The organism is Dolichospermum sp. UHCC 0260 (assembly GCF_009711985.1).
Lineage (GTDB): Bacteria > Cyanobacteriota > Cyanobacteriia > Cyanobacteriales > Nostocaceae > Dolichospermum > Dolichospermum lemmermannii.
Window position 1 is genome coordinate 41,103 of the sequence record NZ_VIKZ01000025.1, and the last position, 15,079, is coordinate 56,181.

Consider the following 15,079-nt stretch of genomic DNA (forward strand, 5'->3'; position numbering starts at 1 on the left):
CCGTACAGTGGTCAGTGGTAATAATTATTATTGCCTCTTGCCTCTTGCCTCTTGCGTCCTGCCTATTCTTTTGCTAAGACACCGTTAAGGAAAATATCCGCTAGTCCCTCCGCCATTTTTTGCATTTCTTGGGGGGAGGCGTTGGGTTCTATGAGGGTATGATCGGAGAAACCGGCGATCGCAAATAAACCTAAAAAAACTTTAGCTCCAAGTTTGGCATCCATCTGACGATAGATGCCTTTATCTATTGCGGTTTGAAAAAATGCTTCAGCAACGGCTGTCATTTTATCAATAACTTCTGTTTGAATGCGATCGCGCAAATCTGGATGAAATTGGACTTCCATAAAGCAAACGCGCATGATATCGGCGTTTTTTTGTAAATTCCACATCCGCCGGCGCATAACTTGATCGATCGCCTTATAGCTGCCCATTTCGCTAAGTTCTGTCAGCAAATCTGTGAGAAGATCCACCCAGCCGCTAGTAGCTACTTCCACCAAAATTGCTTTTTTATTGGCAAAATGACGAAAGAGAGTTCCTTCAGCTACCCCTGCGGTTTGTGCTAAATCACGGGTTGTAGTTCCCTCGAACCCTTTGGCTGCAAACAATCGTTGTGCTGCTTGCAAAATGCGTGTACGCGTCTGCATTTCTGATGATGGAGGAGAACTAAAAATCCGCATGGTAGTTATTTTGATATATTTAAAACAAGATTCGTAGCCCTATTGTGGAACATCAAATGCTAAAAATACAAAAAGCTTAATAGAAGATAACTCTCTTTTTGTTAAGTAGTCTATTTCTCAAGTAATGTAAATTTACTTTAACTTTTGCTTATGCACCAGACAATTTTAAATTTCTTCATGGGTAACGTTAAAAATTCCCCATTCCGGCGGCTATTAGCCACCACTTTGGCATTAATGGTATTTAGTGGAGGATTGATCCCAGAAACAGCTTTAGCCCTGCAAAAATCCCCAAATTCCATTCAACCTTATCTAGAACAAGTAATTAATCGTCTCACTGAATTTCGCCTGGATAATGGACTGAAATTCATCGTTTTAGAAAGACATCAAGCCCCAGTAGTTTCCTTTCTCACCTATGCTGATGTCGGTGGAATTGATGAACCAGATGGACAAACAGGAGTAGCCCACTTTCTTGAACATCTAGCATTTAAAGGCACAAAACGCATCGGGACTACAGACTATAAAGCCGAAGCACCACTTTTAGCCAAGTTAGAACAGTTAGATAACCAAATCAAAACTGCAAAAACTAATAGTAAAAAAGATGAAATAGCGCGGTTAGAAACTGAATTTAAATCAGTAGAATCCCAAGCCATCAAATTAGTTAAACAAAACGAAATGGGGCAAATTGTTGAACAATCTGGAGGTGTGGGCTTAAATGCAACTACTTCCTCCGAAGCTACTCGCTATTTTTACAGTTTTCCAGCCAATAAATTAGAATTGTGGATGTCTTTAGAATCAGATCGCTTTTTAGATCCTGTATTTCGGGAATTCTATCAAGAAAAAGAAGTAATTTTGGAAGAAAGACGGCTGCGAGTGGAAAATTCTCCTATCGGCCAAATGGTGGAAAAATTCATAGATGCTGCTTTCAAAGTTCATCCTTACCGCCGACCGGTAATCGGTTATGATCAAGATATTCGCAACTTAACACCAGAGAATGTTAAGAAGTTTTTTGATGCTTATTATGCTCCCAGTAATTTAACAATTGCGATTGTGGGAGATGTCAACCCTGCGGAAGTGAAAAAACTGGCACAAACTTATTTTGGGCGTTATGCAGCTAAACCCAAACCCCAACAAAAACTACCTGTAGAACCCCAACAAACTGCCACCAGGGAAGTTACTTTAGAATTAGCTACTCAACCTTGGTATTTAGAAGGTTATCATCGTCCTGCTGTGACTGATCCTGATAATGCAGTTTATGAAATAATTGGCAGTTTATTGAGTGACGGCAGAACATCAAGACTGTTTAAGTCTTTGGTAGAAAAACAAAGTTTAGCCCTAAATGCTCAAGGTTCTAGTGGCTTTCCAGGGGATAAATATCCTAATCTCATCTTCTTTTATGCTCTCACATCTCCTGGAAAAACAGTCGATCAAGTAGCGATCGCTTTACGCCAAGAAATTGATAAGTTGAAAACAGAACCTGTATCTGCGGTGGAATTAGCCAGAATAAAAACCCAAGCAAGAGCCGGATTATTACGCAGCCTTGATTCTAACTCAGGCATGGCACAACAGTTGTTGGAATATGAAGTCAAAACCGGTTCTTGGCGCAATTTATTTGGGCAATTAGAAAAAATTGCCGCAGTCACTCCTGAAGATATTCAAAGAGTAGCCAAGGCAACATTTACGCCAGAAAATCGCATAGTTGGGAAGTTGTTATCAAAACAACCAGGATAGTACCGCAGGGCGGAATTAAAAATTAATAATTAAAAATTAAAAAAGCAAATTATCCCAGCTTTTTGGAGATTTTTAATAATTTGTTGATTTACGCCGTGTTGTCCTAAAAATTCTTAAATTCAAAAAGGATTAATCTTTCAATCCTGAACCAAAATTGCAGACAAATATGTTGAGGTTAGATTTGAAAAGCAAAAAATTCCAGTTTGCTAAGGGACAAAAATTTGTTTTCACATTGGTGATTGTTGTTGCTTGTTTGCTCGTAAATTTGAATTTTTCTTGGGCAGCAACAACAGCAAAGCATTACGATGAGTTAAAATTTGCCCCCGTTTCCGCAATTAAATTACCCAAGTATGAGCGATATGCACTTAAAAATGGCTTGGTAGTTTATTTGATGGAAGATCATGAATTACCATTGGTAACAGGTACAGCATTGATCAGAACAGGTAGCCGTTGGGAACAACCCGAAAAAGCAGGTTTAGCTAGTTTGGTGGGTTCTACATTGCGAAGTGGTGGCACTAAAAAGCATTCCGCTGATGAATTAAATGAGATATTAGAACAACGGGCTGCGTCTGTGGAAACAGATATGGGAGAAGCTGCTGGTAGTGCTAGTTTTGAAGCCCTGAGTGAAGATCTAGAAATGGCATTTGGGCTATTTAGTGAGGTATTACGAGAACCGGCTTTTGCACAGGAAAAGTTGGATTTGGATAAAACTCAAATTCGGGGTGGTATTGCTCGTCGCAATGATAACCCTAATAGTATTGCCAGTCGAGAGTTGAGAAAATTAATTTATGGGCAAGAAAGTCCCTACTCCCGAACTGTTGAGTATGCAACTCTTGATAAAATTTCCCGTGATGATTTGCTGAAATTTTATCAACAGTATTTTCACCCCAATCAGATCATTTTAGGGATTGTGGGTGATTTTAATTCTCAAAAAATGCGATCGCTCATTCAAGCCAAGTTTGGTGATTGGAAAGCAAATACTCAAATTGCTAAAACCCCATTACCACAAGTCACACAAGCTAATTTAGGCGGTGTATTTTCTGTTAATCAACCCCAACTCACCCAAAGTAGCGTTTTAATTGGTCATTTGGGCGGAAAATTCGACAATCCTGATTATCCAGCTTTGGATGTCATGAATGGCGTATTAAATGGCTTTGGGGGACGTTTATTTAATGAATTGCGATCGCGTCAAGGTTTAGCCTATTCTGTATATGGAATGTGGAGTCCCCGTTTCGACTACCCAGGAACATTCGTAGCTGGAGGACAAACCCGTACAGAAACCACAGTTCAATTCATTAAATCCCTGGAAACAGAAATTAAACGGTTACAAACTGCAAATATCACAACCCAAGAATTAAATAAAGCCAAAGACTCCACACTCAACTCCTTTGTTTTCAACTTTCAAGATCCTAGCCAAACATTATCCAGATTAATACGATACGAATATTATGGTTATCCCGCTGATTTCCTATTTCGTTATCAAAAAGCCATTACTGCTACTACAGCAGCAGATGTTAAACGGGTGGCACAGAAATACCTGAAACCAGAGAATTTAGTGACTTTAGTAGTCGGAAATCAAGCTGCTATGAAACAACCATTAACTGATTTAGCAGCCAAGGTAACATCAATAGATATTACCATTCCCGGCACTCAACCAGCAGCTAAAAATTAATAGAATTTAATTTAGATCCCCGAATTCTTAAAGAAGTCGGGGATCTGGTTGTTTTTGTTATTAATTTAAAATAGTTCTTCCTCGTCAATTATATGATAACACACTGAAAATTTTTTGTCAACACCATAAAATCACTTTTTTCCGGTTGGTGTTTTTGTGTTAGCCAGAGGGTGGGTTAGCTTGCACCTAACCCACCAACAACTGATTTCGCAAACCCTACGGACTTACTTGAGGATTTTTGGAGTGATTTTTTTCCTCCTCTAAAAACTCCTCAACTGCATAAACATCAGGCCAGACAGTTGCACCGTGTTCATAGTTATCAATACCAACTTTATCGGCTTCAAGATTAACACGCAGTCTACCAATAGCATTGAGTCCAGTGAACATTAAAAGGGTAAAAGCAATAGTAAAAACTGATACTGCGACTACGCCCAAAATCTGCACACCCAGCAAATCAAAACCACCACCTAAAAACAGACCGGCTTTTTTATTCAAAGTCAATTCTGATTGACCCAAAAAGCCCACTGCCAGTGTACCCATCATCCCATTAATACCATGAACTGCAAATGCTCCCACAGGGTCATCAATTTTGCACGCTTCAATAATATCAATACCCAAAACTACTAAAATTCCCCCAGTTAAACCAATCACAACCGCAGCCCAAGGTGCTATAAAAGCACAACCAGCGGTAATACCTACCAAACCTGCCAAAGAACCATTCAGACAATAGACTAAATCCCATTTACCTGAACGACTATATTGATAAAACATCGCTGATAACGCCCCAGCCCCAGCCCCCAGGGTCGTATTCAGGGTGATTAAACCAATTAAGCCAGGATTACCAGTACCAAGGGTTGAACCGGGGTTAAAGCCATACCAGCCAAACCAGAGAATCATAGTTCCCAAAGCTGCCAAACCTAAGTTATGGGCGGGGGGAATTTGTCCCCAAGGAGTTCGTCCAGGACGGGGTCCAAGTAAAAAAGCACCAACTAAAGCTGTCCAACCCCCAACGGTGTGAACTACCGTACTACCAGCAAAGTCGTGAAAACCAATTTTCGCTAACCAGCCACTGGAGTTCCATACCCAATGTACAACTACGGGATAGCTGAATGCAGCCATGATGGCACTATAAATTAAATCACCGATAAAGTCCGTTCTCCCAGCCATTGCCCCGGTAGTAATTGTACTGGCAGTAGCCGCAAAGGCAAACTGAAAGAAGAACAAAGTATAAGCATTGAGTCCAGAAGCGATTCCGGGAACACCACCATTGGTAAAAGCACCATTAACGGGTAATTGACTCAAGAAAAAGGTATCTGTACCAATAAACCCACCAGCACTCGTACCAAAGGCAATGCCAAAACCCACACCCCACCAGATGAGAATGGTGACAGCGGCATCAATAAAGTTTTCCAATAGGGCGTTTACTACACCTCTTTGGCGTAGCAAACCTGCCTCTAACATCGAAAATCCAGTCTGCATGAAGAATATTAAAAAGCCTGTGAGTAGTACCCAGGTAGTATCAATGGAAATTTGTAATTGTTTGGTTGTTGCGTCTAATGATTCCAGTGTCACAGGATCTGCGGCCTGGACAACTGTGGGCGCGAAAATTGCCAAGACCATTGAACCTATAGCTAGTGCTAGAAGGCGATATAAGGGGCGAATACGTTTATTCATTGCTGTTTTTCCGGCTAGAAAAGCTCTAATTAAGTTAGGCTTTTTATCTGATGTTGATGGTTGTAAATCTGTTATGTCTGTTCAATATGGTTATCAAAAATAAACATAGAACAATAACAGAAACTTATTTGATAATTCCTGCTTTTAGTTAAGTGGAATATTTATCAACTTGAATTACATAATAAATCAGAATTTAATTCTGACTTCTGAATTATTTCTTCATAAAGCTGGTTAATTCTCTATTTAATGAGAAAAAATATTCTGTATCATAAAATACATTTTTTGTAATTAGGATAAATTATTCACTCTGCAAAAATACAGAAAGCTTGTGTATTCCTGACAATATCAGCATTTGCTGTGATTTGGATCTCTTAATTACGCCTGAAATCCTTTATATACAAAAATCTGATATTTATTGCGTAAATAGATATGTAGTAGTTATATATACATTTGCTCCAGTCTAATATCTATTTGTGGTAAAATTTGGGACAGTAAATTAGCTAGATTTCAGGTTTTGATATGTCCAGTTCCCAAGCGCCATACCGTGGAGCAGTACAAGCTCAAGGAGATGATATAACAAAGAAAGGAGGCTACACCCGTTCTTGGGCAGAAGAAAAACCTGTTACTGATGAAGAGGGATTATCATTTCTTGCTAAGATTGAAGGGGAATGTAGCGACTCTCAAAAAGCACAAAGAAAAAATCCTTTTAAGAGAGCTAGACGTTTCGTTGAGAATGCCAGTAAACAAGGTGGTGTCGGACCTGAGTCCCAACCTCCATCATTTCAAGATCCTAAGCGTACAGTTGGCAATGCTCGTGTTGACATTGAAATTCGCTGCGGTATCACTTTTATTCATACACAACAAGCAGAATGACAACTATTCTTACAAAAGTACAGCAATTTTTAGACTCCGGCGATATCAACGGAGCTAGAGAAGAAGTTGCAAAAACTGCTATTAACCTAGAGGAAGTAGATACTACTGTTCGGGATTTTGCTGCGTTGCTTGCATTAGGATCGCAAAAAGCTTTAGAAATTGGCTTGGGAGTATTGGGGCGTGAACTTATTAAAAGAGATTTAGCAGAAATCAACAATGATGTAGTTTGGTTACTTCTCGCCTCAATATTGTCTCGACATAACATAACTTCTGATAGTCCATTAAGGATTAGTATTATTGGGCTTATATCTTGTATTAAAGATTGGGAATTACCTATTTTTGCCTTATTAAGTCCTTCACTAGACTCTTTTTTCAAGGTGAGTCTTTCTGAAGAAAATCCTCTTATTTCTGAACAGACTTTAGATTTTATATCTACTTGGGGAGAAAATTATGCAAAAGCTCCTCGCACAATAAAGCAACTTAAAGAGTTTAAATCTCTGACTCAATCAGTATTAGATAAAGTAGATGACTTAGATATAAAAGAAGAATGGGCTGAAGGGGTGGAGAAATTTTTGCAAATAGCCAGACAAAAGAAATACAATAAATACTCATATCAATGTATTGGGTCAGATATTAGTAATTTACTCAAAACAATCTATAATCCTAATCCTGCAATCTTAAATTCGGATACAGGTGCAAGTTATTATAAAGTGCAAGACAATATATGGCGATTAATTACTTCATGTCTTGCTTCATGGGGAACAATTGTTTATGGTAATGGCCTATCAATTGCAGTTCGTATATATAGCCCTGAAAAAACAGAATCTCAGCCAGTTTTCCTTGATGAGTTAGCGCGACAATTTAGAGAAATCGAATATATGGCTCGACAATTTAGAGAAATCGAATATATGGCTGGTCATAATATAAGAGAAATTACACCATTTATATCAACACAGATAATACTAGAATCAAGGATAATCATTTTTTACATGGATCTAAAATCTAAGCAATCAAATTTTCTTGCTGAGGAGATTAAATCACTTTATGATGGAAAATATGAAGAGAATAGAGGCAAACTGCGAATAAATTTAGCTATTTCTACTAATGCTCTAAAATTTGATTTTGATAACTTTATCTCTACAGAAAAGGTTCACGAATTTGTTGAAAATTCGACTTCGATAACTCTATCTTTACAAAAAATATCACCAACTTTTACGAGTTTAATTCAGTTAATTAATTTGAGATAATATAGTACACCATTAATCACCTGATTATAAATCAATTAAGCCACATTAATCAATTGTTCTAAAGATTTAGCTAAAGGTAAAGGTTTTCCATATTCTTGATATTCAGCAATTAACATTTCTATCACTTCCTGAGCATTTTTCACAGCTTCTTCATAAGTATCACCATGAGTATGATATTTTTGAGTAGGAAATTCAGGTAAATGAACTAAATAACATTTATCTTCACTACTCCATTGAATAATGATAGTATAAGGTAAATTCATTCTTCTGACTCCTCCTCTTGAATTGATTTTAATTTAGCTAATTTTTCGTTAACTTCTTTTTCTATATATAGTTTAGCATCATCTCCATCTTTGCCAGAGATGGTAATAGGATCTTCTGGTAATAAAGGATGATACCAACGGGTATGACTTCCTTTTGCACAACGGTAAATAAACCCAGCTTTTTTGAGTAAACTTTTTAATTCTCTGATTTTTTTCGGCATTTTTCCACGGAAATATTATTAAGGTATATGAATTGACGTTAATTTGATACCAATCAGTAATGGGAAACTCTGACCAAAGATCCTGAAAGCTAACTATATTTCTTATTTCCTGGCATAAGTTATAAATAGTAATGATGCTTTGTGCAGATTTTCCTCAATTAATTAAATTTGATTTCTTAAACACTCATGTCTTCAACTCCCCAGTATCTTAGCGGTAACGATATTCGTCAATTATTCCTTGATTTCTACAGCCAACGGGGACACCAACCGCTTCCGAGTGCTTCTCTTGTTCCCGAAGATCCAACTGTGCTGCTGACTATTGCAGGGATGTTACCATTTAAGCCGATATTCCTGGGACAGCGGACACCGGAATTTAAACGCGCTACGACTTCGCAAAAATGTATTCGTACCAATGATATCGAAAATGTGGGACGGACTCACCGCCATCATACATTTTTTGAGATGTTGGGGAATTTCAGCTTTGGTGATTATTTTAAGGCACAAGCGATCGCTTGGGGTTGGGAATTATCTACTCAAGTCTTTGGTTTCTCCCCCCAGAATCTCGTTGTCAGCGTGTTTGAAGACGACGACGAAGCTTTTGCAATTTGGCGCGATACTATTGGTGTAACGGAAAAACGCATCAAACGCATGGGTGCAGATGATAATTTCTGGGTATCTGGAATTACTGGTCCCTGTGGTCCTTGTTCGGAAATTTATTATGATTTTCACCCAGAACGCGGTGAAGATCATATTGATTTAGAAGATGATACCCGATTTATCGAGTTTTATAACTTGGTATTTATGCAATATAATCGGGATGCTGCTGGTAATTTAACCCCGTTGCAAAATCAGAATATTGACACGGGAATGGGTTTGGAAAGAATGGCGCAAATCCTGCAAAAGAAGCCGAATAATTATGAAACAGATTTGATTTTCCCGATTATTGAAACTGCGGCAAAAATTGCCAAAATTGATTATTACGAAAGTGATGAAAATACGAAAGTTTCTTTAAAGGTAATTGGTGATCATGTCCGTTCTGTGGTTCACATGATTGCTGATGAAATTCGCGCTTCTAATGTGGGAAGAGGTTATGTTTTACGGCGTTTAATTCGTCGCGTTGTCAGACATGGTAGATTAATAGGAATTTCTGGAGAATTTATTAACCAAGTTGCAGAAACCGCAATTTCTCTTTCGGAATCAATTTATCCCAATTTGCGACAAAGAGAAACTGCAATTAAAGCCGAATTGCAAAGAGAAGAAAGTAACTTCTTGAAAACTCTTGATAGAGGAGAAAAACTATTAGCAGAAATTATCCAAGAGGTAAAACAAAAAGGATTAACTTCTATTAGTGGTGAAAGTGCTTTTACCTTGTATGATACCTACGGTTTCCCATTAGAATTAACCCAAGAAGTTGCTGAAGAAAATCACATTACTGTTGATGTTGATGGTTTCAACGCAGAAATGCAAAAACAGGTAGAACGTGCAAAAGCTGCACACGAAACCATTGATTTAACTGTACAAGGTTCTTTAGATAAACTTGCAGAACATATTCACTCCACACAATTCATTGGTTATACCCAATTAACAACAACAGCAAAAATCGAAGTTTTATTAGTTGCTGGTGTTTCGGAAGAAGCAGCAGAAGCAGGAACAGAAATACAAATTGTTCTCGATAAAACTCCTTTTTACGCTGAATCTGGGGGACAAATTGGGGATAAAGGATATATTAGCGGTGATGGTGTTTTAGTCAGAATTGAAGACGTGAAAAAAGAGTCTGATTTCTTTATTCATTTTGGACGCATTGAACGGGGAACAATTAGAATTGGTGATGAAATTACCGCACAAATAGATACCGCTTGTCGTCGTCGCGCTCAAGCTAATCATACAGCAACTCATTTATTACAAGCTGCTTTAAAAAAAGTTGTTGATGAAGGAATTTCTCAAGCGGGTTCTTTAGTTTCTTTTGATAGATTGCGGTTTGATTTTAACTGTCCCCGCGCTTTAACCGGTGAGGAAGTTCAACAAATTGAAGAATTAGTAAATAGTTGGATTTCCGAAGCTCATTCTGCTACAATAGAAGAGATGCCCATAGCACAAGCCAAAGCTAAAGGTGCAGTGGCAATGTTTGGGGAAAAGTACGGTGATCAAGTGCGGGTGATTGATTTCCCTGGCGTTTCTATGGAATTATGTGGGGGAACTCATGTTAATAATACTGCGGAAATTGGCGTTTTCAAAATCATTGCTGAAGCTGGAGTTGCTTCTGGGGTGAGAAGAATAGAAGCGGTGTCTGGCGCTGCGGTATTGGATTATTTGAATGTGCGTGATATAGTGACGAAAGACTTGTGCGATCGCTTTAAGGTCAAACCGGAAGAAATACCCGACAGAATCACAACTTTACAAACCGAACTTCGCAACAATGAAAAAGAAATTCAAAGTCTGAAATCACAAATAGCAATAGTTAAATCTGATAGTTTATTACAGACTGCGGAAACAATAGGAGAACACAAAATCATCATCGCCCAAATGGCAGATATTGACCCAGAATCATTAAAAGATGCTGCGGAAAGATTACTGCAAAAAATCGGTAATGGGGCGGTGGTTTTAGGTTCTATTCCTGAAGCCGGAAAAGTGAGTATCGTTGCTGCTTTTAGTTCTGAAGTGAATAAGAAAGGTATCCAAGCGGGAAAATTTGTGGGAACGATAGCGAAAATTTGTGGAGGTGGTGGTGGTGGAAAACCCAATCTCGCGCAAGCTGGGGGACGTGACGCGAGTAAGTTACCGGAGGCTTTAGAAACTGCAAAAAATGATTTATTAGCAGCGTTGAAATAGGATTTTGAAGAATGATGTAGAGACGTTTCATGAAGCGTCTCTACAATGTATGCACCAAACATCAAAATTGACTGTCTAAGACTGTAAAATTTCAAAAATTTTGTTAATCACTTCTGTTAATTTTTCACTTTTAATTTGACCTGCTTTATATAGGATAATTTGCTTTTCAGCAGTAAAAAGCCGATTTGGTCTAATATTACTTGGCTGATTTAAACCACCTGAGTTAAAATCAAAATTATCTATTCCAATAGCATACATATCATTAACAGATTGACTGGTAATTTGACAAAGAATCATGTCATTTCCCTGAAGTGTAGCAATAACTAAAGCTGGTCTACGTTTTGTTTGACTTAAATCTGAAAATGGAAAGGGAACAATAACAAAATCACCTTTTATAAATTCTGCCATGCTGCATCTTCCTCTGGTTTTAACCAATCTTTTGCCAGTGAAGATTCACTCATAATCGTAATTTCTAGCATCTTATTTTGTTGGTACTTGGTTTGCAAAAACTGGACAAAATCTAAGATTTCCTGTAACACGGGTTCAGGTAATTTTTCTAATTCTTGTGTTATTTGTTCTTTAATTGTCATTAAAATGTTACCCTTTACTAATTGTCAACAGATATGATATCAGCTTCTGCAGTAATTGTATTTATATTGTCACTGCAACTTTACCAACTTCTGTAGAAGGTTCAGGTATAGGTTTTCCATCTTCTTTCAATACTTCCAAATACAATTCTATAGCTTCTTTAATTAGTTCCTCTGTTTCTTGTAAGGTATCACCACAAGCAACACATCCGGGTAAGTCAGGAACATAAGCACCCCAGTTTGTTTCACCACGTTCATAAATTACTGTGTACTCAATCATTATATTTCTCCTAATTTTGCTTGCTTCCAAATTGATGAAAGTGTACCTATGGGAATATCATCACTTGGTTTTCCAGATATAACTAGGATACCTGATTTACTTTCATTCTTGAGGATACGATGACTACCTCTAATGCGATCCATATAGTCACACTTATGCTTATTTATACTCAATATAATATCTAGGCTATCCTGCGGAATGGGAGTTAAATCTTCTGTTTGTATCTTTAGGCTGACTATTTTTTACCTAAAGGAAGGATTAGCTTATGCAAATACTGAAAGACCTTTACCAAAAACAATCTGAAACTGTTCAAACATTGGATTGGCAAGGCCAACGTCGTGAAATTGAACAGTTGCGTGATCTGAGTGCGTTAGCCCTAAAAACTATGGGAAGAGTAAATGAGTCATTTAGAATGAACCATGAGACCATCGGTAGTTGGATTAATGGACAGTCTCTTCCTCTGCAAATGTTGACACAACCTAGATTGATGGTTGACGTTACACCCAGTGAACTGAAGAAACCTCGCCCTTTTGGTATGCCATTTCGTTCATTGTGTCAGATGGCTCAACTTGGGTATGTATATCTTAATTTTCGAGACTATGACTCGGATGCAAACCAAGATTTTAGAGAGCATAGTCAAGTAGCTGAACGAATTGAGGAACTTTTTCAGAAAGCACAATCGCAACTTTATATTGGAAGTGCTTTGAGAAAACCTATTTTCAACATTGCTCTTCAATCAAGTGGATATGATAATGATTACTATGAAAAATATTATCATGAAGCAATAAAATATCTAAGCAAAGCTCAAGAATGTTTTCAAGAAATTAAGTCTGTACAACCTGACGCTGAATTTCGTACTGAAAAGCCTCATCTGGCGGCAGTTGCGTGGCATTGGGCATATTTGAACGCCATAGCTCACTATTTACCTCTACATTTGATTAAGATTGACAGCCATAAGTATGAAGAAAATCCTAAGAGTGAACTTAATGCTCTGTTTCAGAAGGCAGTGCAATTAGGAGAAGAAGCTACAGCCAAACCAAATGAAACTGCTAAGTATAATGCCGCCAAAGCTTTTGTCAATCTGGCAAAAAGATTAAGAAGTTGCCACTTAAATTTTACCGCTCCCTTAACTGGGTCTTGGGGAACAACCTACAACATGACTGGAGAAGAGTATAAGCAGTCACAAGATGTTCGTGATTACTGGAGAGATGTACCATTTCAAGCAACGGATATAGAGGTTAATCGCTATGTTCTTTATTTACTACAAGAAGCAAATGACTCAGTTCATCCCAATTTTCGGGAAATAGGTTTAAACAATATGACCATAAAAGAACAGGTGGATGACAATGTATTTACAGAGGCAACTATTGATAAACTCCTGAGAGTTCGTACTGATAGAGAAAACAGTATCAATGAAGCAGCTAGTATCCTGAAGGAAGTTAAAGAGATTTACACAATTAGGGGTCTTTCTACCGATACACAGCGATTGCAAAAGTTTCTTAATGATTACAAAGCGATTGAAATTGAAAATCAAAAACTCTACATTAAAGCCCTTGAAGGCGTGTGGAACTATGTTCTATCTCCTGCGGTTGGTAACTTGAGTCCTCTAACCCAAGGAATTTTTCCCTGGCTTGTTCCTTTATGTTCTGATACAGTTAAAGCAAGTATCGCACCACTTGTAGATAAACTTGGTCGCCGTCCAGAAGGTCACAGGCAAATTATTCGAGCAAAACGTAAGTTGACAGAAAGATTAGAGAAGCCTGTAGTCTGATATGTGAAGTTGTTGTCTGTTGCAAAATTAGTAATTTATATCCCCAACTTTTTGAAGAATTTGGGGATGTAATTGCTATAATCAACGTAGTAATTATTTCTCTATTATCTTCCTATTAAAAACTATGCTAAAAAGTGTAAAAATAGAGAATTTTCGAGGTTTCAAATCTTTTGAACTTCAACAACTAGGTAGAATTAATCTGCTAGTGGGTGAAAATAATAGCGGGAAAACTTCTATATTAGAAGCGGTTCAGCTTTTATGTTCACGGACTAATCTTGAGCCACTTGGTGAAATAATGATTAACAGAGGTGAGTATTTTTGGAGTGATCATAATAAAAGAGATCGTCAAGTTGATATTCGGCATCTTTTTTATGGTCATGAAATTGAAAATAATAGTCAATTTTCTATATCAGGTGTTAATGACAATACTCAAGAAGAACTTGATGTCTTGATACATACTCCGCGTTCACATAATACCATTTCTCGTTATGAGGAAACGGATATTTATGAAGAAGATGCTTCTTTTGATAAGTTAAATAAACTCATTCTTTCTGTTAAATGGAAAATTGGGCAACAAGAATTTGTCACTTTACGAGCAATATCACGTGATGGTGGTATTTCAACCGAATCTCTTAGATTGTCGCGTAATAGCAATAAAGAAGAAAGTTTATCTACAAAACTAAAAACACAATTTGTTAAATCATCTTCTTTAAAAACAGAGGAAATGATTGATTTATTTGATCAATTAGTATTGACACCTGAAGAAAACATTGTAGCGGAAGCATTAAATAAAATAGACTCAAAAATTAAACGTATTGCTCCTATTAGTTCTCACAAATTAAGGTATTCTTTGGGTTCACGAGGTGGTTTTCTTGTGCTTCTGGCTGATGGTAAGCGTGTACCTATTGGCAGTATGGGAGATGGAATTTGGCGAATTTTAGGACTTGCATTAGCAATAGTATCAGCTAAAGATGGTTATTTATTTGTAGATGAAATTGACACTGGACTCCATTTTACTGCAATGTCTGATATGTGGAAAATGATTTGGGATACAGCCAAAAGATTAAATGTCCAAGTTTTTGCAACTACACATAATAGTGATTGTTGGCAGAGTTTAGCTGATATTGCAGAACAAGAAAATGTAACTGATGATGGAATTAGGATTCATAGAATTGAAAAAGGTAAAGAAAAAAGTATAGTCTTTAATGAAGCACAAATTGTTATTGCTGCTGAAAGAGAATTAGAGGTAAGATAGCA

The 15,079-nt window shown here is 37.4% G+C and carries 15 protein-coding genes; 7 read left to right on the forward strand and 8 right to left on the reverse strand.

Annotated elements, in window-relative coordinates; translation table 11 throughout:
- Positions 1-62: 62 nt before the first annotated feature.
- Positions 63-677 carry a TetR/AcrR family transcriptional regulator gene (locus FJR08_RS11770; protein WP_168633280.1) on the reverse strand — a complete coding sequence of 205 codons (615 nt, stop codon included), beginning with the start codon at positions 675-677 and terminating at the stop codon, positions 63-65.
- Between the two features lie 150 nt (positions 678-827).
- Here FJR08_RS11770 and FJR08_RS11775 point away from each other — a divergent pair, with 150 nt between their 5' ends.
- Together FJR08_RS11775 and FJR08_RS11780 are read left to right on the forward strand one after the other, a co-directional pair.
- Positions 828-2,405: a pitrilysin family protein gene (locus FJR08_RS11775; RefSeq protein ID WP_015080610.1), complete on the forward strand. Its 1,578-nt coding sequence runs from the start codon at positions 828-830 to the stop codon at positions 2,403-2,405.
- A gap of 166 nt (positions 2,406-2,571) precedes the next feature.
- A complete protein-coding gene (locus FJR08_RS11780; protein WP_168633281.1) occupies positions 2,572-4,077 on the forward strand; it encodes a pitrilysin family protein in 1,506 nt (501 codons plus the stop codon).
- 216 nt (positions 4,078-4,293) lie between these two features.
- On the opposite strand, the gene FJR08_RS11785 is transcribed toward FJR08_RS11780, so the two are convergent.
- Positions 4,294-5,751 carry an ammonium transporter gene (locus FJR08_RS11785; RefSeq protein WP_168633282.1) on the reverse strand — a complete coding sequence of 486 codons (1,458 nt, stop codon included), beginning with the start codon at positions 5,749-5,751 and terminating at the stop codon, positions 4,294-4,296.
- Between the two features lie 519 nt (positions 5,752-6,270).
- Between FJR08_RS11785 and FJR08_RS11790 the strand changes: the two genes are divergently transcribed.
- Positions 6,271-6,624 carry a hypothetical protein gene (locus FJR08_RS11790; protein WP_168633283.1) on the forward strand — a complete coding sequence of 118 codons (354 nt, stop codon included), beginning with the start codon at positions 6,271-6,273 and terminating at the stop codon, positions 6,622-6,624.
- On the forward strand, positions 6,621-7,871 hold the full coding sequence (locus tag FJR08_RS23230; RefSeq protein ID WP_217357511.1) for a hypothetical protein: 1,251 nt from the start codon (positions 6,621-6,623) through the stop codon (positions 7,869-7,871). Before FJR08_RS11790 ends, FJR08_RS23230 begins: the two co-directional genes overlap by 4 nt.
- Before the next feature lie 35 nt (positions 7,872-7,906).
- On the opposite strand, the gene FJR08_RS11800 is transcribed toward FJR08_RS23230, so the two are convergent.
- Entirely contained in the window at positions 7,907-8,134 is a 228-nt protein-coding gene (locus tag FJR08_RS11800) for a type II toxin-antitoxin system HicB family antitoxin (RefSeq protein ID WP_168633284.1), read from the reverse strand.
- Positions 8,131-8,355 carry a type II toxin-antitoxin system HicA family toxin gene (locus FJR08_RS11805; RefSeq protein WP_168633285.1) on the reverse strand — a complete coding sequence of 75 codons (225 nt, stop codon included), beginning with the start codon at positions 8,353-8,355 and terminating at the stop codon, positions 8,131-8,133. Before FJR08_RS11805 ends, FJR08_RS11800 begins: the two co-directional genes overlap by 4 nt.
- Positions 8,356-8,541: 186 nt before the next feature.
- Here FJR08_RS11805 and alaS point away from each other — a divergent pair, with 186 nt between their 5' ends.
- The gene (gene alaS, locus FJR08_RS11810; protein WP_168633286.1) at positions 8,542-11,184 is read left to right on the forward strand and encodes an alanine--tRNA ligase; all 2,643 of its coding nucleotides are present in this window, start codon (positions 8,542-8,544) and stop codon (positions 11,182-11,184) included.
- Positions 11,185-11,259: 75 nt separating this feature from the next.
- On the opposite strand, the gene FJR08_RS11815 is transcribed toward alaS, so the two are convergent.
- From FJR08_RS11815 to FJR08_RS11830, 4 genes are all read right to left on the reverse strand, one after another.
- Entirely contained in the window at positions 11,260-11,592 is a 333-nt protein-coding gene (locus FJR08_RS11815; RefSeq protein WP_168633287.1) for a type II toxin-antitoxin system PemK/MazF family toxin, read from the reverse strand.
- Complete coding sequence (locus FJR08_RS11820) at positions 11,577-11,774, reverse strand: DUF2281 domain-containing protein (protein WP_168633288.1); 198 nt, start codon at positions 11,772-11,774, stop codon at positions 11,577-11,579. The genes FJR08_RS11815 and FJR08_RS11820 overlap by 16 nt, the downstream gene beginning before the upstream one ends.
- A 61-nt stretch (positions 11,775-11,835) precedes the next feature.
- Positions 11,836-12,051: a type II toxin-antitoxin system HicB family antitoxin gene (locus FJR08_RS11825; protein ID WP_168633289.1), complete on the reverse strand. Its 216-nt coding sequence runs from the start codon at positions 12,049-12,051 to the stop codon at positions 11,836-11,838.
- Positions 12,051-12,194 carry a type II toxin-antitoxin system HicA family toxin gene (locus FJR08_RS11830; RefSeq protein ID WP_168633290.1) on the reverse strand — a complete coding sequence of 48 codons (144 nt, stop codon included), beginning with the start codon at positions 12,192-12,194 and terminating at the stop codon, positions 12,051-12,053. The genes FJR08_RS11825 and FJR08_RS11830 overlap by 1 nt, the downstream gene beginning before the upstream one ends.
- 122 nt (positions 12,195-12,316) lie before the next feature.
- Here FJR08_RS11830 and FJR08_RS11835 point away from each other — a divergent pair, with 122 nt between their 5' ends.
- A complete protein-coding gene (locus tag FJR08_RS11835; protein WP_168633291.1) occupies positions 12,317-13,822 on the forward strand; it encodes a hypothetical protein in 1,506 nt (501 codons plus the stop codon).
- Between the two features lie 124 nt (positions 13,823-13,946).
- Positions 13,947-15,077 carry an ATP/GTP-binding protein gene (locus FJR08_RS11840; RefSeq protein ID WP_168633292.1) on the forward strand — a complete coding sequence of 377 codons (1,131 nt, stop codon included), beginning with the start codon at positions 13,947-13,949 and terminating at the stop codon, positions 15,075-15,077.
- The last annotated feature ends 2 nt before the right edge of the window (positions 15,078-15,079 follow it).

Bases quoted from the DNA above. Each gene is read 5' to 3' on its own strand.
- FJR08_RS11770 (WP_168633280.1), bottom strand. From the start codon at position 677: ATGCGGATTTTTAGTTCTCCTCCATCATCAGAAATGCAGACGCGTACA.
- FJR08_RS11800 (WP_168633284.1), bottom strand. From the start codon at position 8,134: ATGAATTTACCTTATACTATCATTATTCAATGGAGTAGTGAAGATAAA.
- alaS (WP_168633286.1), top strand. From the start codon at position 8,542: ATGTCTTCAACTCCCCAGTATCTTAGCGGTAACGATATTCGTCAATTA.
- FJR08_RS11805 (WP_168633285.1), bottom strand. From the start codon at position 8,355: ATGCCGAAAAAAATCAGAGAATTAAAAAGTTTACTCAAAAAAGCTGGG.
- FJR08_RS11825 (WP_168633289.1), bottom strand. From the start codon at position 12,051: ATGATTGAGTACACAGTAATTTATGAACGTGGTGAAACAAACTGGGGT.
- FJR08_RS11830 (WP_168633290.1), bottom strand. From the start codon at position 12,194: ATGGATCGCATTAGAGGTAGTCATCGTATCCTCAAGAATGAAAGTAAA.
- FJR08_RS11820 (WP_168633288.1), bottom strand. From the start codon at position 11,774: ATGACAATTAAAGAACAAATAACACAAGAATTAGAAAAATTACCTGAA.
- FJR08_RS11785 (WP_168633282.1), bottom strand. From the start codon at position 5,751: ATGAATAAACGTATTCGCCCCTTATATCGCCTTCTAGCACTAGCTATA.
- FJR08_RS11815 (WP_168633287.1), bottom strand. From the start codon at position 11,592: ATGGCAGAATTTATAAAAGGTGATTTTGTTATTGTTCCCTTTCCATTT.
- FJR08_RS11790 (WP_168633283.1), top strand. From the start codon at position 6,271: ATGTCCAGTTCCCAAGCGCCATACCGTGGAGCAGTACAAGCTCAAGGA.
- FJR08_RS11835 (WP_168633291.1), top strand. From the start codon at position 12,317: ATGCAAATACTGAAAGACCTTTACCAAAAACAATCTGAAACTGTTCAA.
- FJR08_RS23230 (WP_217357511.1), top strand. From the start codon at position 6,621: ATGACAACTATTCTTACAAAAGTACAGCAATTTTTAGACTCCGGCGAT.
- FJR08_RS11780 (WP_168633281.1), top strand. From the start codon at position 2,572: ATGTTGAGGTTAGATTTGAAAAGCAAAAAATTCCAGTTTGCTAAGGGA.
- FJR08_RS11775 (WP_015080610.1), top strand. From the start codon at position 828: ATGCACCAGACAATTTTAAATTTCTTCATGGGTAACGTTAAAAATTCC.
- FJR08_RS11840 (WP_168633292.1), top strand. From the start codon at position 13,947: ATGCTAAAAAGTGTAAAAATAGAGAATTTTCGAGGTTTCAAATCTTTT.